Here is a 19,654-nt window from a genome sequence, read left to right as displayed (position 1 = left end):
AGGAGCGTAAGGTCATGGCTTAGAATGCCCGTGAGCCTTACTGGGAGCGACTTTACAACGCAGGAAACCTTATTTGTTCTTTTCTAAATCAAATCCAGAAATGTTTTATGGATCCGCAGATCCGGATCCAGCTCCGGGTGGAAGGAAATGGCAAGCTGGTTTCCGTGACGAACTGCCACAATGTTCTCCTCCACGGTGGCGAGAACCCTGGCATCATCGGAAACAGAAGCCACGTAATGCGCCCGGATGAAGGTCATGGGAACGGTTCCGAGCCCGGCTACCGGTGCTTCTGTGTGGAAGTTGCCAAGCAGCTTTGCATCGGTGAAGTTGGTGACAGCCTTAACGATGGAAGCGGCGCGCTTTGCCGGATTGCCGGATTTGAAAATACCGGAGCCTACGAATACCCCTTCGGCGCCAAGCTGCATCATCAGAGCTGCATCGGCAGGAGTTGCAACGCCGCCGGCGGCGAAGTTTACAACGGGAAGCGTCCCGTTTTCATGGACATACAGAACCAGATCATAAGGTACCTGGAGCGTTTTTGCTGCTTCATAAAGCTCGTCCTCCCGCATGGAGGTCAGCTTCTGGATTTCACTGTTCATTTTCCGGATATGGCGGACTGCCTGGATGATATCGCCGGTTCCGGGTTCGCCCTTGGTACGGATCATGGCAGCCCCCTCGTTGACCCGGCGCAGTGCCTCGCACAGATCTTTGGCACCGCAGACAAAGGGTACGCGGAAATTCCGCTTATTGATATGGTAGACATCATCGGCCGGGGAAAGAACTTCGCTCTCATCAATGTAGTCGATCTCGATGGCTTCCAAAACCTGTGCCTCCACAAAATGCCCGATCCGGCATTTTGCCATTACGGGAATGGAAACGGCCTCCTGGATTCCACGGATCATCTTCGGATCGCTCATACGGGAAACGCCGCCGGCTGCACGGATGTCTGCGGGGATCCGCTCCAGTGCCATAACGGCGCATGCGCCTGCTTCCTCTCTGTGATGGCTGTCCGCCAGCTTTTCCTGTTCTTATCGCTGAAACAGCCGCGTTTTTCGCGTGATCAGATTGTTCTTTACATTTGATCTGTTCCCCATTATACTGGGAGAGTGGCTATTGAAAAAGCGTCAAAATAAATATATTCAGTAAGGTCAGATTGGAGAAGAAAACGGAAATGCTTACATACAGTTTCACAAATATAGGGTCAGATTCCATGTATGAATATTTATATAAATGTATCAAAAGGGATATTATACAGGGAAAAATCAAGGCCGGGGAGAAGCTGCCATCCAAGCGTACATTCGCAAAAAATCTGGGTATCAGTGTGATCACGGTGGAAAATGCCTACGGACAGCTCATGGCGGAAGGCTATTTATATTCCATGCCGAAACGGGGCTTTTATGTGGCGGATATCGGAAATACCAATCCGAAGATCCGGCCGGTAAAGAAGCGCCCGGTCATGGTTACCGGCGGAGAAAGCTCCTATTTTGCGGATTTTTCCAGTAACCAGACGGACAGCGAGATTTTTCCGTTTACCATCTGGTCAAAGACGGTCCGCAGTGTTTTAAATGATAACAGGATCCAGCTGATGATCAATCCGCCCTGCGGCGGAATTCTGGAGCTGCGCCAGGCCATCGCCGGGTATCTGCGGGCATTCCGGGGCATGCAGGTGCAGCCGGAGCAGATCCTGGTGGGAGCCGGGACAGAGTATCTTCATAGCCTGCTGATCCAGCTTTTGGGAAATGATCTGGTTTACGGGGTGGAAAATCCTGGGTATCATAAGATCGCCCGGATCTATGAGCGGATGAAGGTGCCTTATGAAAATATCCGTCTGGATACCAAGGGGGTGGAGATCCGGGATCTGGAGGAAAAGCAGGTGGATATTATTCATACCTCGCCGTCTCACCATTTTCCCACGGGGATCGTCATGCCGGTGAGCCGCCGCTACGAGCTTCTTGGCTGGGCATCGAAAAATCCCGATCACTATATCATCGAAGATGATTATGACAGTGAGCTGCGTCTCGGCGGAAAGCCGTTTCCGACGCTCCAGAGCATTGATATCTCCGATAAGGTCATCTATATGAATACGTTTACAAAGACGCTGGCTTCCACGGTGCGGATCAGCTATATGGTGCTGCCACCGTCGCTGGCGGAGCGGTTTTACCGGGAACTGTCCTTTTATTCCTGTACCGTCTCCAACTTTGAGCAGTATACCCTGGCCCAGTTCATGGAAAACGGCAGCTTTGAGAAGCATATCAACCGGCTCCGCAATTATTACCAGAACAAGCGGGATGCAATTCTGAAGGCCTTTGAGCAGGGGCCGCTTGGGGAGTATGTGACAATCCAGGAGGAGGAAGCAGGGGTGCATTTCCTTATGCACATCAAAACCTCTTTGAAGGAGGAGGTCCTTGTGGCGGAGGCGAAATCCAGGGGCATCCGTCTGGCGCCCATGTCCGGCTATTATTCCGGCGGCAGGGCGGAACAATATGAAAATACATACGTGATGAATTATTCGTCGGTCAATCCGGAGCAGATGGAGCGGGCGGCACAGGTGCTGTATAAGATCGTGTCAAAGAAAACAGCGGAAGCTGAATGAAAATACAGGTGTCCGTCATAATATTTAGAAAAACGTACGGAGGCAGGTATGACGGACGAAAAGCTGGAAAACTCGCTGAATCTTGCACTGCGTGTTCCCGAAGCAGAGCGGGAGCGCTCTCTGGATCTGAAGACAGGGTATGATCCGGCAGAAAAATCGTGGGATCTCATCGTCAAATATACGGGGGATATTCAGCGGCTGGCAGCAGGAGCAGTTCAGATCACAGAGCTTCTCGGCGGTTATGCGGTGGTCACGCTGCCAGAGGTACTGGTAGAACCCTTTTCCAGACAGCCGGAGATCACCTATGTGGAAAAGCCGAAGGGGCTGTGCTTTGCGTCGGCAGAGGGACGGCAGGAGTCCTGTGTGAGCGGATTACAGACCGGAGCGGCGGGACTATTCGGGGCAGGCATCATGATCGCGGTCATTGATTCCGGCATCGATTACCGGCTGGAGGATTTTCGGAACCGGGACGGAACCAGCCGGATCGCATGGCTCTGGGATCAGACCATAGACGGAAATCCGCCGGCAGGCTACGGGATCGGAACAGAGTTTTCTGCGGAACAGATCAACGAAGCGTTAAGAACAGGAAATCCGCTGGGACCGGACGGAAGCGATTCCGGTGATCCGGAAAATCATGGAACGCCGGTGGCTGCCATTGCAGCTGGAAACGGAGGAAGAGGAGGAATCCGATATCGAGGCATGGCGCCGGAGTCGGTTCTTCTGGTTGTAAGGCTGGAAAACCGGGACGGCGGATTTCCCCGGACCACGGAGCTCCTCATGGGAATTGATTATGCAGTACGGAAGATGCTGGAAACGGGCGTCCCCATGGTGATCAATCTGAGCTTTGGAAACAGCTACGGTTCCCATGAAGGAACTTCGCTGCTGGAAACATATCTGGATCTGGTTTCCGGACTGGGGAGGCTGACCATCTGTGTGGGAAGCGGAAACGAGGGCATTGGTTTCGGCCATGCGGCAGGACAGTTACAAAATCCGAAGGAGCGGCCGTTGACAAATCCCGGGCTGACTGGCGGAAGCGGACAGTCCGGCTCTCCGGGAGAAAACGAAGGAACGGAGATCATTCGATTTGCGGTAGGGTTATATGAAACCGGTCTGAATCTTCAGATCTGGAAATCCTATGTGGATAAGGTAAGAATCTATCTGGTAACGCCAAGGGGACAGCGGTTCGGTCCGCTTGGACAGGGACAGACCATGACACGTTACCGGACAGAGGAATCGGAAATCTATGTTTATTACGGGGAACCGATCCCCTACAGCACTGCTCAGGAGATCTATCTGGATCTGATCCCGACAGAAGCGTATCTGGAAAGCGGAATCTATCTGTTACAGCTTGTGCCGGAGAAGATCGTGGACGGGCGGTACGATCTCTGGCTTCCGGGAGAAGCTGTCCGCGGGCGTGCCACCCGGTTTTTAAGTCCCGCACCGGATACGACATTGACTATTCCCGCCACTGCGGCGCGGGTCATCACAGTAGGTGCCTATGACAGCCGATACGGTGCTTATGCCGATTTCTCCGGGCGTGGCTATACCCGCGTTACCAATCAGGTCAAGCCGGATCTTACCGCTCCCGGTGTTGGAATTGTCACTGCCAGCGCCGGGGGCGGTTATACTCCTGTGACCGGAACCTCCTTTGCCACGCCCTTTGTTTCAGGAGCGGCGGCGATTTTAATGGAATGGGGGATCATCCGCGGAAATGATCCTTACCTGTACGGAGAAAAGCTGAAAGCGTACCTCCGCAGCGGCGCCAGGCCTCTGGCCGGATATGCCGCATATCCCAATCCGCAGGTCGGGTATGGAGCCTTGTGCGTGGAAGAAAGCCTGCCTTAAACAAGCATTGAACATTCCGGGCAAAAAGAGTATAATCAGTTCTGGCTGAAAAAAGAATACAAACAAATACGACGAGAAACGCTTCCCGCCTGAGTCCGGCGGGGAGGAGAAGTAATGAGGAACGATACCATGAGCGAAAAACGAGGGAAGAAGACAGTCCTGCTGGCAGACTTCGGCATGATCTTTACGGCCCTGGTCTGGGGATTTGCCTTTGTGGTGGTGAAGGATTCGGTGGACAGTGTGCCGCCGGTTTATATGCTGGCATTCCGCTTTACCATTGCATTTCTGGGGCTGGCGCTGGTCTTCTGTAAAAAGATTCCGATGATCCGGAAATCAGATCTGGCCTGCGGGTCATTTTTAGGATTCTGGCTGTTTATCAGTTATTTTTTCCAGACTGTGGGGATCCAGTATACAACGGCGGGGAAAAATGCGTTTTTGACGACGATCTATGTGGTGATCGTGCCGTTTTTAAGCTGGATCATTGCGAAGAAGCGGCCGGACCGGTACTGTGTGGAAGCGGCCATTCTTGCCATTGTGGGGATCGGGCTGCTTTCCCTTCAGGGAGATCTGACTATGAACATCGGGGATGTGCTGACCATCGTCTGTGGATTTGGTTATGCATTCCATATGTTTTTTATCGACCGGTTTACAGAGAAGCATGATCCCATCATCATGACCCTGTTTCAGATCGGGACGGCTGCGCTGATATCCTGGATCGTTTCACCGTTCATGGATGGCGCATTTCCTGTGGCGGTGTTTACACCCCGCGCCATGTCGGGCATGCTTTATCTGGGGCTGGTGAGCACCATGGTGGCATTCCTGCTTCAGAATGTCTGCCAGAAGTATACGACAGCCACCTCAGCATCGCTGTTTCTGTCGCTGGAATCGGTGTTTGGCGTACTCTGCTCGGTGATCTTTCTGAAGGAGCACATGACACCACGGATGATTTTTGGCTGTGTACTGCTGTTCACAGCAATCATTCTGGCGGAAACAAAGCTGTCGTTTTTAAAGTCAAAAAGCGGGAACAATAAAATAAGAAGAAAGGGAGCAGCATGAAAGAGATCAGAAAGCGGAACGAAGTGCCGAAGGAAGCGTCCTGGGCAACAGAGGATATTTTTCAGACGCCGGGGGAATGGGAGCAGGCCATGGAGGCACTGAAACAGGAATTGGGACAGTATGAGACGTACCGTGGTCATCTGGCGGATGGCGCAGAAAAGCTGTATGGCTGTCTTCGGTTTGATGAGCATGTGAGCATGGAGTTAGACCGGCTTTACAGCTATGCCCATCTCAATGCCGATGTGGACACGGCGGATCAGCGGTACCAGCAGATGGTTGGAAGAGCACAGAGTCTCTGGGTGGCGGCTGCATCGGCATCTTCCTTTATCAGTCCGGAGATTGCGGCGATTCCGGAGGAGCGGCTGAATACGCTTCGTCAGGATCCGGCGGCGGATCACAGCTTTGAACGGACGCTGGAGCTGATCTTGCGGGAAAAGGCCCACACCAGAAGTCCGGAGGTGGAGGAGCTTCTGGCGGATGCCGGAGAGATGGCAGACGGTGCTTCCCAGATCTTTAAGATGTTCAACAATGCTGACCTGAAATTTCCGATGATACGGAATGAAAACGGGGAAGAGATCCAGCTCACCCACGGACGCTATACGTCCCTTCTGGAAAGCAGGGACCGACGGGTGCGTGAGGATGCCTTCCATGCTATGTACGGAGCGTTTGGGGCATATCGGAATACACTGGCGGCTACGTTTCAGGCGAATGTAAGGCAGGCGGCGTTTTACGCGAAAGCGAGACGGTATCCGTCAGCGCGGGCTTATTATCTGGCAGATGCCAATATTCCGGACTCTGTTTATGATACATTAATTGAGACGGTGCGGGAGCATAATCCGCTCATGTACCGTTATGTGGCACTGCGGAAAAAGCTGCTGGGTGTTCCGGAGCTTCATATGTATGATCTGTATACGCCGCTGGTGCCGCAGACCGATATCCGTGTGCCCTTCGAGGAGGCAAAGGAGATTGTCCTGGAGGCACTGAAGCCCATGGGAGAGCCTTATCTTTCAGCATTTCGGGAAGGACTGGAAAACCGCTGGATCGATCATACGGAAAATGAGGGGAAGCGGAGCGGCGCCTACTGTGCCGGCCCATACGGAACCCATCCTTTTGTGTTAATGTCCTACCAGAGTACACTGGACAATGTATTTACGCTGGCTCATGAGATGGGACATGCCATGCACTCCTGGTTTTCCAATGAGACGCAGACATATACCAACTCGCAGTATAAGATCTTTGTAGCGGAGGTGGCATCTACCTGTAATGAAAATCTGCTGAATCATTATCTTCTGGATCATGCAAAGGACCGGAACGAGCGTGCCTATATTCTGAACCATTTCCTGGATGGCTTTAAGGGAACCGTCTTCCGCCAGACTATGTTTGCGGAGTTCGAGAAAAATGCCCATGAGATGGCGGCGGCCGGAGAGGTTCTGACCGCGGATACGCTCTGTGGAATGTATCAGAGACTCAATGAGGATTATTTCGGGGACGGGATCGTGGTCGATCCGGAGATCAGCCTGGAATGGGCAAGGATTCCTCATTTTTATACGCCGTTTTATGTATATCAGTATGCCACCGGTTTTTCGGCGGCCATTGCCCTTTCGGAGCGTATTTTAAATGGCGGGAAGCAGGCAGTGGAGGATTACATGGGCTTCTTAAAGGGTGGCTGCAGCAAGGATCCTATTGACCTTCTGGCAGGAGCAGGGGTGGACATGCGTACACCGGAACCGGTGCGGGCAGCTATGAAGGCCTTTGAGTCGGCCCTTACCGAGCTGGAAGAGCTGCTGGGCTAGAAAAAATTACGAAAATATTAAGAAAAAAGTGCTGTTTTTTCGTCCATGGCATGGAAAAGTATGATATGATGATGCCAGAAGAAAAATAAGGATGAGGTGGGAGAGTATGAATCAGTATGACGCAGTGTGCATGAGAAAATCAGTCAGACGTTTTAAAATGGAACTCCTGCCTCAGGCTTTTTTTAAAAATCTCCGGAAATTCGAGCAGGGATTACAGCCGCTGGAGCCGGAGCTTTCCTACAGCATCGAGATCGTAGATGCCATGGGAAGCGGTGCAAAGTTCAAGGGCATGTTCCGGGTGAAGGCCCCGTATTATCTGGTATTCTATTCTGTTCCGGGAGCAGGAGCCATGACCAATGCCGGGTATCTGATGGAGCAGCTTGTTCTGTATATGACGGCCAGGGAAGTAGGAACCTGTTATCAGGGAGCGCTTTCCGTGAAAGGCATTGAGGAGCCGGAGGGCATGGAACCGCTGATGGTCCTGGCCTTCGGAACGGCGGACGAGCCGGTATACCGGGAAATGATCCGGGCAAAACGGCTGCCCTTTAAGGAGCTGTGTGTGTTCCGGGAGGATTCCACCGAGGAGACACGGCTTATGCTTCAGGCAGCGCGGCTGGCGCCGTCGGCCATGAACGGGCAGCCCTGGCGGTTCGTGGTTTACCAGAACCGGATCCATGTATTTATAAGAAAAGAGCTGTTTGCTTTTCCGACAAAGAAGCGGCTGGTGCTTTTTGATATGGGAATTATGCTGTGGCATATTTCACTGGCTGCGGAAGAAACCTGGAGGGAGATTTCGTTTACCAGACGGGAGGAAATGGCAGCAAAGGAATTAAAGAACAATGAATATTTTCTGACGGTGCTTCTGGTCTGAATTGTTGCTATTTTAAAAACAATAAATAAAACTCAAAAAACTGTTGACAAATCGAAACGGGCATAGTATTATATTACATGTCCGATGGAACGGAACAGAGAATGAGTGTGCGCGAGTGGCTCAGTGGTGGAGTATCGCCTTGCCAAGGCGAGGGTCGCGGGTTCGAATCCCGTCTCGCGCTCTTACAGTTTCCGGGATAATGAGAAAGATTCTCGATTGGAAATTGTAGAAAGCAGAGAAACAATTTTATATGATGTGCGCGAGTGGCTCAGTGGTGGAGTATCGCCTTGCCAAGGCGAGGGTCGCGGGTTCGAATCCCGTCTCGCGCTCGAAACGGACTTCTGTGGAATGCACAGGAGTTCTTTGTTTATGTAAGAAAGTGCTTGCAATCACAGAAAAACTGTGTTATGATATATCCGATAATGAGTTGACGAGATGAAGAGTGGACAGATGTCCACTCTTTGTTTTTGAAGTTTTCAGGAAAGGGGACGGAAATGCTGACAAGACGGGAAGACATCGAAAAGCGGACGGAGGAACTGATTCTGCCCATCGTGGAGGAACAGGGGTTTGAGCTTGTGGATGTGGAATATGTAAAAGAAGGCGGTACCATGTATCTGCGCGCCTATATCGACAAGCCGGGCGGGATCGCAGTTAATGACTGTGAGACGGTCAGCCGTGCGCTCAGTGATCTTCTGGACAAAGAGGATTATATTGCTGACAGCTATATCCTGGAGGTAAGCTCTCCCGGACTTGGAAGACCCCTGAAAAAAGAAAAGGATTTTAAGCGAAGCGTAGGAAAAGCGGTGGAGATCCGACTGTACCGGGCGGTTGACCGGAAAAAGGAGTTTGAAGGGATCTTGACTGCTTACGATGACCAATCGGTGACCATCGAGCAGGAGGATGGAACGGAAGCGTCCTTTGAACGGGCGGCGATTGCGTTGATCCGCCTGGCATTCGACTTCTGAGAACCATAGAACCGAAAGAAATAACAACTCCCGGAGGGAGCAAAAGAGGAGGAAATCGGAAAATGAAAGAAAACAAGGAGTTAAAGGAAGCCCTTGAGCTGCTGGAAAAAGAGAAAGATATCAGTAAAGAGACTCTTCTGGAGGCGATTGAAAACTCTCTGATCCAGGCGTGCAAGACCCACTTCGGAAAGGCGGACAATGTGAAGGCGGTCGTAAACCGCGAGACATATAACTTCTCCGTGTTTGCAGAACGGGAAGTGGTGGAGCAGGTGGAAGACCCGGCACTTCAGATCTCCGAGGAGGATGCGAGAGAGATCGATCCTCATCTGAACATCGGCGATATCGCCCGTGTGGAGATCAAGTCAAAAGAATTCGGACGGATCGCGACCCAGAATGCGAAAAACGTGATTTTGCAGAAGATCCGCGAGGAGGAGCGAAAGGTGCTCTTCAATCAGTATTACGGAATGGAAAAAGAGGTTGTGACCGGTATTGTACAGCGGTATGTGGGCCGGAACGTGAGCATCAATCTTGGAAAGGCAGATGCCATGCTCAATGAGAATGAGCAGGTGAAGGGGGAGGTATTTAAACCCACCGAGCGGATCAAGGTATACATTTTAGAAGTAAAGGACACCACAAAGGGTCCCCGGATCATGGTGTCCAGAACTCATCCCGAACTGGTAAAGCGGTTATTTGAATCCGAAGTTGCCGAGGTGAAGGACGGAATCGTGGAGATCAAGAGCATTGCCAGAGAGGCCGGTTCCAGAACGAAGATGGCTGTTTATTCCAATGATCCGAATGTGGATCCCGTAGGCGCCTGTGTCGGCTTAAACGGAGCAAGAGTCAATGCGGTTGTTGAAGAGCTTCGCGGAGAGAAGATTGATATTATCAACTGGAGCGATAACTCTGCCCTTCTCATTGAAAATGCCTTAAGCCCGGCAAAGGTAATCTGCGTGGTGGCAGATGATGAAGAAAAGACGGCACAGGTTATCGTTCCTGATTATCAGCTTTCCCTTGCGATCGGCAAGGAGGGCCAGAATGCCAGACTGGCAGCCCGACTGACCGGCTTCAAGATCGATATCAAGAGCGAGACTCAGGCCCGTGAATCCGGACTTCTTGAAGAGATCGGATATGAAGAGGGCATGGAAGGCGAGTATGACAGCAACGATGATGAGGATTATCAGTATGACGAAGAGTATGCACAGGAGGGCTATGAGGACGATGGTGCAGACTATGATGATCCGCAGCAGTAATCGATAACGGAGCGTGATTCCATGAACGGAAAAAAGAAAAGCCCACAGAGACAGTGCGTTGGCTGCGGTGAGATGAAGGATAAGCGGGAAATGCTCCGGATTCTGAAAACAGCCGACGGGGAGATTACCCTGGATGCAACCGGAAAGAAAAACGGACGCGGCGCGTATCTGTGTTTTGACAGAGCATGCCTGGAAAAAGCTGTGAAAGGACACGGACTGGAGCGTTCGTTCAAAATGGCGGTTTCCGGTGAAATCTATGAAAAACTCAGAAAGGAGCTGGAAGCCATTGAGAGCAAGTAAAACAGCCTCTCTTCTGGGGCTTGCCACGAAAGCGGGCAGGCTGGTAAGCGGTGAGTTTCTCACGGAGAAAGCGGTCAAAAGCGGAAAAGCAGCCCTGGTGATCGTTGCGTCAGATGCGTCGGACAATACAAAGAAGATGTTCACAGATATGTGTACTTACTATGAAGTTCCTTTGTACTTCTGGGGTAAAAAAGAAGACCTGGGTGCAGCCATTGGCAGGGAGTTCCGAGCTTCCGTGGCGCTGACAGACGCAGGCTTCCGGGACGCTGTGGTTAAACAGATAGAGAGTGAGTAAGCAGAAGGAGGCAGTAAGTATGGCAAAGATGAGAGTCCATGAACTGGCAAAAGAGATAGATAAAAACAACAAGGATGTGCTGGATGTCCTTCAGGCAAACGGGGTAAATGTACAGAGCCCGTTAAGCGTGATCGATGAGGCACAGGCAGATATGGTGCGGAGAGCGTATGCACCGAAGCCGGAGAAAACAGAAGCACCGGCAGAGGAGAAGAAAGAAGAACAGGCAGTACCGAAGAAGAGGATCACTGCAGTGTTCCGTTCCCAGAACAGCTCCCAGGCGGGCAGGAGCAAAGGTCCCCGTCCGGCAGTTCCCGGAGCGGCAAGACGGGCCCAGGGAACACGTCCTGCAGGTGCAGGACAGAGGCCCGGTACAAGACCGGCAGGTCCCCGTCCGGTCATGAAGGCAGCACCGGAGGGAGCAGAGACAGAAGCGAAGGCAGCAGGCACCACGCAGGAAGCACCGAAGACAGCAGAACGTACTCAGAATACACAAGGCTCCAGAGAACGTCAGAATGGCCAGAGAAGCTTTGATGCAAACCGGAGACCCGGCGGAGACCGGAACAGCCAGGGCGGTCAGAGAAGCTTTGACGGAAACCGGAGACCTGGCGGAGACCGGAACAGCCAGGGCGGCCAGAGAAGCTTTGACGGAAACCGAAGACCCGGCGGAGACCGGAACAGCCAGGGCGGCCAGAGAAGCTTTGACGGAAACCGGAGACCTGGCGGAGACCGGAACAGCCAGGGCGGCCAGATGAACCGTGACGGACGAAGAGGTACGTCACGTCCCGGAGATTCCAGAAAGGGCGGCGGCTTTGCAGTTCCTGCTCCCGGTCTTGACAGCACCCAGAAGAATACCGGAAAACAGAAACAGAACAGCCGTCAGAATAATAAATATGACAAGAAGCAGGAAGAAGATTTTGGAAAGAAGCCCGGAAAGCGCGGCGGAAAGGGTGTGAAACCGCCGGTTAAGGCGCCTGAAGTAAAGGCAGAGCCGGTTGTGGAGGAGATCAAGACCATTGTGATCCCCGAAACCCTTACCATCAAGGAGCTGGCAGACAAGATGAAGCTTCAGCCCTCTGCCATTGTAAAGAAGCTGTTCTTACAGGGCAAGGTTGTTACGATCAACCAGGAGGTTGATTATGAGACCGCGGAAGAAATCGCCATGGAGTTTGATGTCCTCTGCGAGAAGGAAGTCAAGGTTGATGTGATCGAGGAGCTTCTGAAGGATGAGGACGATCCGGAAGATACCCTGGTGGCCCGCCCGCCCGTTGTCTGCGTTATGGGTCATGTTGACCATGGTAAGACCTCGCTTCTGGATGCGATCCGATCCACCAATGTGATCGCCAGAGAGGCAGGCGGAATCACTCAGCATATCGGTGCTTCCGTGGTTGAGGTAAACGGTCAGAAGATCACATTCCTTGATACCCCCGGCCATGAGGCGTTCACTGCAATGCGTATGAGAGGCGCCCAGGCAACGGATATTGCAATCCTGGTCGTTGCGGCAGATGACGGCGTAATGCCTCAGACGGTTGAGGCGATCAACCATGCAAAGGCTGCCGGTGTTGAGATCATCGTGGCAGTCAACAAGATTGATAAGCCCAGTGCCAACGTGGACCGTGTAAAACAGGAGCTTTCCGAATACGAGCTGGTTCCTGAAGACTGGGGCGGCACAACAATCTTTGTTCCCGTATCGGCTCATACAAAAGAAGGAATTGAAAATCTGCTGGAGATGATCCTTTTAACCGCAGAAGTAAAAGAATTAAAGGCAAATCCCAACCGCCGGGCAAGAGGACTCGTTATCGAGGCAGAGCTCGACAAGGGCAAGGGTCCCGTTGCGACCATCCTGGTACAGAAGGGTACACTGCATGTGGGAGATGCCATTGCTGCCGGCCCCTGTCACGGTAAGGTTCGTGCCATGATGGACGATAAGGGACGCCGGGTAAAAGAGGCAGGGCCGTCTACTCCGGTAGAAATCCTTGGTCTCAACGATGTTCCCAGTGCCGGTGAGATTTTCGTGGCACCGGAGAACGAGAAAGAAGCAAGAAGCTTTGCGGAGACTTTTATTTCCGAGGGCAAGGAAAAACTCCTTGCAGATACAAAAGCAAAGCTGTCCCTTGACGATCTGTTTGATCAGATCAAGGCAGGTAATGTCAAAGAACTTGGCATCATCATCAAGGCAGACGTTCAGGGTTCTGTGGAGGCAGTAAAACAGAGCCTGACCAAGCTTTCCAACGAGGAGGTTGTGGTAAAGGTGATCCACGGCGGTGTCGGCGCGATCAACGAGTCCGATGTGTCCCTGGCTTCGGCATCCAATGCCATCATTATCGGCTTTAACGTAAGACCGGACGCAACCGCAAAATCCATTGCAGAGCGGGAAAAAGTGGATATCCGTCTGTACAAGGTTATCTATCAGGCCATCGAGGATGTGGAAGCAGCGATGAAGGGTATGCTGGATCCCGTATTTGAGGAGCAGGTCATCGGCCATGCAGTGGTACGTCAGCTTTTCAAGGCTTCCGGTGTCGGAACCATCGCAGGTTCCTATGTGCTGGACGGAAAGATCCAGAGAGGCTGCAGCGTAAGAATCACCCGCGAGGGAGAGCAGATCTTCGAGGGACCGCTGGCTTCCCTGAAGCGGTTTAAGGATGATGTCAAGGAAGTAGCAAAGGGCTTCGAGTGCGGCTTCGTATTCGAGGGCTTCAATGATATCAAAGAGGACGATATGGTGGAGGCTTACATCATGGTGGAGGTTCCCCGCTAGAGTTGTCTGAAAGGGATTGGTGAACCATGCGTAAAAACAGCATTAAAAATATCAGAATCAACAGCGAGGTTCAGCGTGAACTGAGCAATATCATCCGCACAGAGGTCAAGGATCCCAGGATCCACCCCATGACCTCTGTGGTGGCAGTCAATGTGGCTCCGGATCTGAAGAGCTGCAAGGCATATATCAGTGTTCTCGGAAGTGAGGAGGCTGCAAAGGAGACACTGGCAGGGCTGAAAAATGCGGAGGGCTATATCCGCCGCGCCCTGGCAAAGTCGGTAAACCTTCGGAATACACCGGAGATCAAGTTTATCCTGGATCAGTCCATTGAGTACGGCGTTCATATGACAAGGCTCATTGATGAGGTGGTCGGTGAGGAGGCCGGAGAAGCGGAGGACGGATCGGAAGAAGAGACAGACAGCGAAGAAGAATAAAAGAAAAGGAAGGAGCACGTATGGATTTTTTTGAGGAGATCCTGGAACAGGCAAAGCATGTGGCAATCCTTGGCCATGTAAGGCCGGACGGGGACTGCGTTGGCTCCTGCCTGGGACTGAAAAACTATCTGAAAAACAAGTATCCCCAAATCGCAGTGCAGGTGTATCTGGAGCCGTTTTCCGACTGCTTCGGATTTCTGAATGGCGCGGAAGAGATCAGCCACGATCCGGAGGACGGAAGCGTGTATGATTTGTGTATCGCGCTGGATGCCAGCGACAGAGAACGGCTTGGACGGTTTGTTTCTTATTTTAATACGGCAGAGGCAACAGCCTGTGTGGATCATCATGTGACCAATCAGGGCTATGCCGGAAAATCGGTGATCTGTCCTGACCGGAGTGCTACCTGTGAGATCCTGTATACGCTGATGGACGGCGCCTGTGTGGATAAAGCGGTGGCAGAATGTCTTTATATGGGTATTGTCCATGACACCGGTGTGTTCAAACATTCCAACACCACGCGGGAAACCATGCGGATCGCCGGGGAACTGATCGAGCGGGGAATTAACTTCTCTGAGATCATAGACCGGACATTTTATGAGAAAACTTATAAACAGAACAGGATTCTGGGGCGTATGCTGGAAGAAAGCGTGCTGTTTATGGACGGTCTCTGCATATTCTCCGTGCTGCGTCAGAAAACTATGGATTATTATGAGGCGGACACCAGGGATCTGGACGGGATCATCGACCAGCTTCGGATCACAAAGGGCGTGGAATGTGCCATCTTTTTATATGAGACGGCGTCTCAGGAATACAAGGTGAGCATGCGTTCCAACCGTGTGGTTGATGTAAGCAGAATTGCAGCTTATTTCGGCGGCGGCGGCCATGTGCGTGCAGCGGGCTGTACTATGGCGGGAAGTCCTTACGATGTGCTGAATAACCTTTCCGAGCAGATCGAAAAGCAGCTCATCAAGGCCGGACTCCGGTAGACGAGGAAACGGGAATTATGGACGGACTTATTAATGTATATAAGGAACGGGGCTTTACCTCCCATGATGTGGTGGCGAAGCTCCGCGGGATTTTAAAACAGAAAAAGATCGGACATACGGGCACCCTTGACCCGGAGGCGGAGGGTGTCCTTCCTGTCTGCCTGGGGAAGGCAACCAAGGTCTGCGAGCTTTTGACGGACAAAGACAAAACATATCAGGCGGTGCTTTTACTGGGAATGGAAACCGATACCCAGGATACCACAGGGACAGTGACTGCCCGGGTACCGGTAACGGCCTCTGAGGAGGACGTGCGGGAAGCAGTACAGTCTTTTACTGGAAGCTATGACCAGATTCCTCCCATGTATTCGGCTTTGAAGATAAATGGAAAAAAACTGTATGACCTTGCCAGAGCCGGAAAAGAGGTGGAGCGAAAGGCCAGAACGGTTCAGATCCATGAAATCCGGATTGAGGAAATTGCACTTCCGCGGGTTACCATGACAGTGACCTGCTCCAAGGGAACGTATATCCGAACCCTGTGTTATGACATCGGGCGAAAGCTCGGGTGCGGCGGCTGTATGGAAAAGCTGCTTCGTACAAGGGTTGAGCGGTTTACGCTGGAAGAGGCGTATACCTTGTCTCAGATCGAGAAAATCCGGGACGAGGGGCAGCTGGAGGAAATCCTGACGCCGGTGGACAGGCTGTTTTCACAGTATCCGTTGTTTCAGGCGGTCTCAGAGGCAGAAAAACGGCTGGAAAACGGGAATCCGCTGTTATGTGAGGAACTGACCGAGGTGAAACCGCCGGAGCACGGGCTGGTTCGGATTTATGCAGCAGACGGAAGGTTTTCCGGGATCTATCAGTATGATCCTAAGATTCAAAGATACCGGCCGGTGAAGATGTTTTTATAATGCAGGAAGAGGAAAGGAGAGGAGTTATGGAGATCATAACGGGACAGACCGGAATTAACCGGGAACAGCCCACCGTGGTGACACTGGGAAAGTTTGACGGAATCCACCGGGGCCATCAGAAGCTGATCGCTGCTCTTTTTTCCTCAGAGGGGCTTACGAAAACGGTGTTTACGTTTACCCGTCCGCCCAGGGAAGTGGTGGAGCAGACCGAAAAGAAGGTGCTTTTGACCAGTGAAGAGAAGCGGGTGCGTATGGAAGCACTTGGTGTGGAGCTTCTGATTGAATTTCCGTTTACGGAGGCTGTCTGCCGTATGGAGCCGGAAGCCTTTGTGGAACAGATCCTGATAGATGGGCTTCACGCAAAGAAGATTATTACCGGACCGGATTTCGGGTTCGGGTATCAGCGGCGCGGAAACACAGCACTTCTTAAAGCACTGGCACCGAAATACGGCTATGAGCTGGAGGTTTTAAAAAAAGAACTGTCTGCAGATGGAAATGCCATCAGCAGTACCAGAGTTCGTGAGGAAATCGCGGCAGGAAGAGTTTCTCAGGCGGTGGACCTGCTGGGATATCCTTATCCGGTGACAGGAATGATCGGGAACGAGGAACGGATGGAAATCGATGCAGAGCAGTGGGATTCACGGAGTGCCGATCCATACGGATGGCCGGAGGTGGCCGGAGAAAAAAACGGGAATACAGACAAAGATGCAGGGAGAACCGTTCGGGTATTGACGATTTCGGTTCCGAGAGAAAAGCTTTTGCCGCCGCCAGGGCAATACCGGGCGATGCTCCACACAGAAAACGGAGAGGCACCTGCCATTCTGGAAACCGGAGAACAAACAAGGCTTTATTTCGATGAAAAGGTGGTTTACAAGCCATCTGGTTTATGCTATACTACTCTGGTGTGACAATGCGCCGATACTCAGCGTGCGGATAACTCCAACCAATGCCTGGTATCTGGTGTGACCATAAGGAAGCGATTCCGGCGGAGGTTCCGTTCGGGAACGTTCCAATTTGTTTAAGGAGGAAGAACAATGATTTCCAAGGAAAAGAAAACAGCAATTATTAACGAGTACGGAAGAAAGCCCGGAGATACCGGTTCACCGGAAGTACAGGTAGCAATCCTGACAGCAAGAATCGTTGAGCTTACTGCTCATCTTCAGGAAAATCCCAAAGATCATCATTCCAGACGTGGTCTGTTAAAGATGGTTGGTCAGAGACGTGGTCTTCTGGATTATCTGAAGAGAAACGATATTGAAGCATATCGTAGCCTCATTGCTCGTCTGGGAATCAGAAAGTAATCAGAGACTTGAAGAGGTCAGGGTGGAGCAGTCCACCCTGACCTTTGCTGTAAAGTCCCGGAAATGTAACTGCCGACCGGCGGCGCTTTAAAATCGAGACCACTGAAAAGAACAGAATCGGAGTGGAATTCTGGCTTTTTCAGTAGTTTCGATGGACGCCGCCCAACTAAAATCAAAAGGAGAAAGACATGTATAAGAGTTTTTCAATGGAACTGGCAGGAAGAACCCTGACAGTTGATGTGGGCCGTGTTGCAGCACAGGCCAACGGTGCAGCGTTCATGCACTATGGAGATACGGTAGTTCTGTCTACCGCAACTGCGTCTGACAAGCCCAGAGAGGGAATTGATTTCTTCCCCCTGAGCGTTGAATTTGAAGAAAAAATGTATGCCGTAGGAAAGATTCCCGGCGGCTTCAACCGGAGAGAGGGAAAGGCCTCTGAGAATGCGATCCTCACAGCCAGAGTCATTGACCGTCCCATGCGTCCGCTGTTCCCCAAGGATTACCGCAATGATGTAACCTTAAATAACCTGGTTATGTCTGTAGATCCTCAGTGCAGCCCGGAGCTTACCGCGATGCTGGGCTCCGCGATTGCCGTATCGATTTCAGATATTCCGTTTGACGGTCCGACTGCCACCACACAGGTAGGCCTGATCGATGGTGAGTTTGTATTCAATCCCACTGCAGCACAGAAAAAGGTATCTGATCTGGCTCTGACCGTTGCTTCCACCAGAGAAAAGGTTATCATGATCGAGGCCGGTGCAAACGAAGTACCTGAAGATAAGATGATCGAAGCAATCTTTGCTGCACATGCAGTAAACCAGGATATTATTAAATTCATTGATACTATCGTGGCAGAGTGCGGAAAGCCGAAGCACAGCTATGAGAGCTGCGAGGTTCCCGCAGAGCTTTGGGATGATATGACCCAGACCATCTCCGGAGAAGAAATGGAGAACGCGGTATTTACCGATGTAAAGCAGGTTCGTGAGGAGAATATCCGGAATCTGAGCGACAAGCTGGAGGCTCGCTATGCCGAGGAGCATCCGGAGTGGGTACCGGTGATCGGTGAAGCACTCTATAAATATCAGAAGAAGACTGTAAGAAAGATGATCTTAAAGGATCACAAGCGTCCCGATGGCCGTGCCATTACACAGATTCGTCCGCTGGCAGCAGAGATCGATATCCTGCCCAGAGTTCACGGCTCCGGTATGTTCACCCGCGGACAGACTCAGATTCTCAATGCCTGCACCCTGGCTCCTCTTTCTGAACGCCAGAAGTTAGACGGCCTTGATGAAAATGAAACCTCCAAGAGATATATGCACCACTACAACTTCCCGTCCTACTCCGTTGGCGAGACAAAGCCCAGCAGAGGACCGGGACGCCGTGAGATCGGTCATGGTGCACTGGCAGAGAGAGCACTGCTTCCGGTACTGCCCAGCGAGGAGGAATTCCCTTACGCAATCCGTACCGTGTCCGAGACACTGGAATCCAACGGTTCTACATCTCAGGCAAGCGTTTGTGCATCGACGCTGTCTCTGATGGCAGCCGGTGTTCCGATCAAAGCTCCCGTAGCAGGTATTTCCTGTGGCCTGGTAACTGGGGACAGCGATGACGATTACATCGTACTGACCGATATCCAGGGCCTTGAGGACTTCTTCGGCGACATGGACTTTAAGGTGGCCGGAACGCATAAGGGTATTACAGCAATCCAGATGGATATCAAGATCCATGGCCTGACCAGACCGATCATCGAGGAGGCCATTGCCCGTACAAGAGAAGCAAGACTGTATATCCTGGACGAGGTTATGAAGCCTGTGATCGCAGAGCCCCGTGCCGAGGTTGGCCAGTATGCACCCAAGATCATCCAGATCCAGATCGATCCCAGCAAGATCGGCGATGTAGTCGGAAAGCAGGGAAAGGTTATCAATAAAATTATTGAAGAAACCGGCGTGAAGATCGACATCGAGGATGATGGCTCCGTATCTGTATGTGGAACTGATAAGGAGATGATCAACAAGGCAATCACCATTATCAACCGCATCGTTAATGATGTACAGCCCGGTGAGATTATTACCGGAAAGGTTGTCCGGATCATGAACTTCGGTGCGTTTGTGGAGCTGGCTCCCAATAAAGATGGTCTTGTTCATATCTCCAAGCTGTCCCAGAAGCGTGTTGCAAAGGTTGAGGATGTCGTGAATATCGGTGATGAAGTGACCGTTAAGGTACTGGAAATCGACCGCATGGGAAGAATCAACCTGAGCATGAAGGATGTTGCGCAGGAAGCAGAAAAGACGGAAGAATAAGC

16 protein-coding genes, 2 tRNA genes and 1 pseudogene are annotated in these 19,654 nt (G+C 51.8%); 18 read left to right on the top strand and 1 reads right to left on the bottom strand.

Translation table 11 applies throughout. The features are described from left to right. Nucleotides 1-83: 83 nt before the first annotated feature. Nucleotides 84-1,028: pseudogene (gene pdxS / locus ACTQ3K_RS03085) on the bottom strand (pyridoxal 5'-phosphate synthase lyase subunit PdxS); the annotation flags it as partial. 143 nt (nucleotides 1,029-1,171) lie between these two features. Here pdxS and pdxR point away from each other — a divergent pair. The 18 genes from pdxR to ACTQ3K_RS02995 all read left to right on the top strand — a co-directional run bounded on the left by pdxR (nucleotide 1,172) and on the right by ACTQ3K_RS02995 (nucleotide 19,652). Next, nucleotides 1,172-2,593, top strand: coding sequence for a MocR-like pyridoxine biosynthesis transcription factor PdxR (gene pdxR / locus ACTQ3K_RS03080; RefSeq protein ID WP_441565633.1), 1,422 nt, complete (start codon nucleotides 1,172-1,174; stop codon nucleotides 2,591-2,593). A gap of 48 nt (nucleotides 2,594-2,641) precedes the next feature. After that, the gene (locus tag ACTQ3K_RS03075) at nucleotides 2,642-4,438 is read left to right on the top strand and encodes a S8 family peptidase (RefSeq protein WP_441565631.1); all 1,797 of its coding nucleotides are present in this window, start codon (nucleotides 2,642-2,644) and stop codon (nucleotides 4,436-4,438) included. Nucleotides 4,439-4,567: 129 nt separating this feature from the next. Then, nucleotides 4,568-5,494 carry a DMT family transporter gene (locus ACTQ3K_RS03070; RefSeq protein WP_441565629.1) on the top strand — a complete coding sequence of 309 codons (927 nt, stop codon included), beginning with the start codon at nucleotides 4,568-4,570 and terminating at the stop codon, nucleotides 5,492-5,494. Between the two features lie 5 nt (nucleotides 5,495-5,499). Beyond that, nucleotides 5,500-7,287: an oligoendopeptidase F gene (gene pepF, locus ACTQ3K_RS03065; RefSeq protein WP_441565774.1), complete on the top strand. Its 1,788-nt coding sequence runs from the start codon at nucleotides 5,500-5,502 to the stop codon at nucleotides 7,285-7,287. 106 nt (nucleotides 7,288-7,393) lie between these two features. Further along, nucleotides 7,394-8,158: a nitroreductase family protein gene (locus ACTQ3K_RS03060; RefSeq protein WP_441565627.1), complete on the top strand. Its 765-nt coding sequence runs from the start codon at nucleotides 7,394-7,396 to the stop codon at nucleotides 8,156-8,158. Nucleotides 8,159-8,267: 109 nt separating this feature from the next. Beyond that, nucleotides 8,268-8,339 (top strand) — tRNA-Gly (locus ACTQ3K_RS03055). Between the two features lie 76 nt (nucleotides 8,340-8,415). Then, nucleotides 8,416-8,487, top strand: a tRNA-Gly gene (locus tag ACTQ3K_RS03050). Between the two features lie 165 nt (nucleotides 8,488-8,652). Further along, nucleotides 8,653-9,123 (top strand): ribosome maturation factor RimP, encoded by a 471-nt coding sequence (rimP, locus tag ACTQ3K_RS03045; protein ID WP_441565625.1) that lies wholly within the window; start codon nucleotides 8,653-8,655, stop codon nucleotides 9,121-9,123. 62 nt (nucleotides 9,124-9,185) lie between these two features. Next, a complete protein-coding gene (nusA, locus tag ACTQ3K_RS03040; RefSeq protein ID WP_441565623.1) occupies nucleotides 9,186-10,373 on the top strand; it encodes a transcription termination factor NusA in 1,188 nt (395 codons plus the stop codon). A 21-nt stretch (nucleotides 10,374-10,394) separates the two neighbouring features. Then, nucleotides 10,395-10,673, top strand: a complete 279-nt coding sequence (gene rnpM / locus ACTQ3K_RS03035; RefSeq protein WP_441565621.1) for an RNase P modulator RnpM — start codon at nucleotides 10,395-10,397, stop codon at nucleotides 10,671-10,673. Continuing rightward, nucleotides 10,630-10,968 carry a L7Ae/L30e/S12e/Gadd45 family ribosomal protein gene (locus ACTQ3K_RS03030; protein ID WP_441565619.1) on the top strand — a complete coding sequence of 113 codons (339 nt, stop codon included), beginning with the start codon at nucleotides 10,630-10,632 and terminating at the stop codon, nucleotides 10,966-10,968. Before rnpM ends, ACTQ3K_RS03030 begins: the two co-directional genes overlap by 44 nt. A 19-nt stretch (nucleotides 10,969-10,987) precedes the next feature. After that, a complete protein-coding gene (gene infB, locus ACTQ3K_RS03025) occupies nucleotides 10,988-13,723 on the top strand; it encodes a translation initiation factor IF-2 (RefSeq protein ID WP_441565617.1) in 2,736 nt (911 codons plus the stop codon). Nucleotides 13,724-13,749: 26 nt separating this feature from the next. Continuing rightward, nucleotides 13,750-14,157: a 30S ribosome-binding factor RbfA gene (rbfA, locus tag ACTQ3K_RS03020; RefSeq protein ID WP_441565615.1), complete on the top strand. Its 408-nt coding sequence runs from the start codon at nucleotides 13,750-13,752 to the stop codon at nucleotides 14,155-14,157. 20 nt (nucleotides 14,158-14,177) lie between these two features. Next, entirely contained in the window at nucleotides 14,178-15,143 is a 966-nt protein-coding gene (locus tag ACTQ3K_RS03015; RefSeq protein ID WP_441565613.1) for a DHH family phosphoesterase, read from the top strand. Between the two features lie 14 nt (nucleotides 15,144-15,157). After that, nucleotides 15,158-16,051, top strand: a complete 894-nt coding sequence (truB, locus tag ACTQ3K_RS03010; protein WP_441565772.1) for a tRNA pseudouridine(55) synthase TruB — start codon at nucleotides 15,158-15,160, stop codon at nucleotides 16,049-16,051. Between the two features lie 26 nt (nucleotides 16,052-16,077). Next, on the top strand, nucleotides 16,078-16,959 hold the full coding sequence (locus ACTQ3K_RS03005) for a riboflavin biosynthesis protein RibF (protein ID WP_441565611.1): 882 nt from the start codon (nucleotides 16,078-16,080) through the stop codon (nucleotides 16,957-16,959). A 126-nt stretch (nucleotides 16,960-17,085) separates the two neighbouring features. Beyond that, on the top strand, nucleotides 17,086-17,352 hold the full coding sequence (gene rpsO / locus ACTQ3K_RS03000) for a 30S ribosomal protein S15 (protein WP_441565609.1): 267 nt from the start codon (nucleotides 17,086-17,088) through the stop codon (nucleotides 17,350-17,352). 188 nt (nucleotides 17,353-17,540) lie between these two features. Next, nucleotides 17,541-19,652, top strand: a complete 2,112-nt coding sequence (locus tag ACTQ3K_RS02995) for a polyribonucleotide nucleotidyltransferase (protein WP_441565608.1) — start codon at nucleotides 17,541-17,543, stop codon at nucleotides 19,650-19,652. The last annotated feature ends 2 nt before the right edge of the window (nucleotides 19,653-19,654 follow it).

It is taken from the genome of Candidatus Paralachnospira sp. LCP21S3_A2 (assembly GCF_052118925.1).
Taxonomy (GTDB): domain Bacteria; phylum Bacillota; class Clostridia; order Lachnospirales; family Lachnospiraceae; genus Lientehia.
The sequence above is the reverse complement of the archived record's forward strand: the minus strand, read 5'-3'. Positions and strand labels throughout refer to the sequence as shown.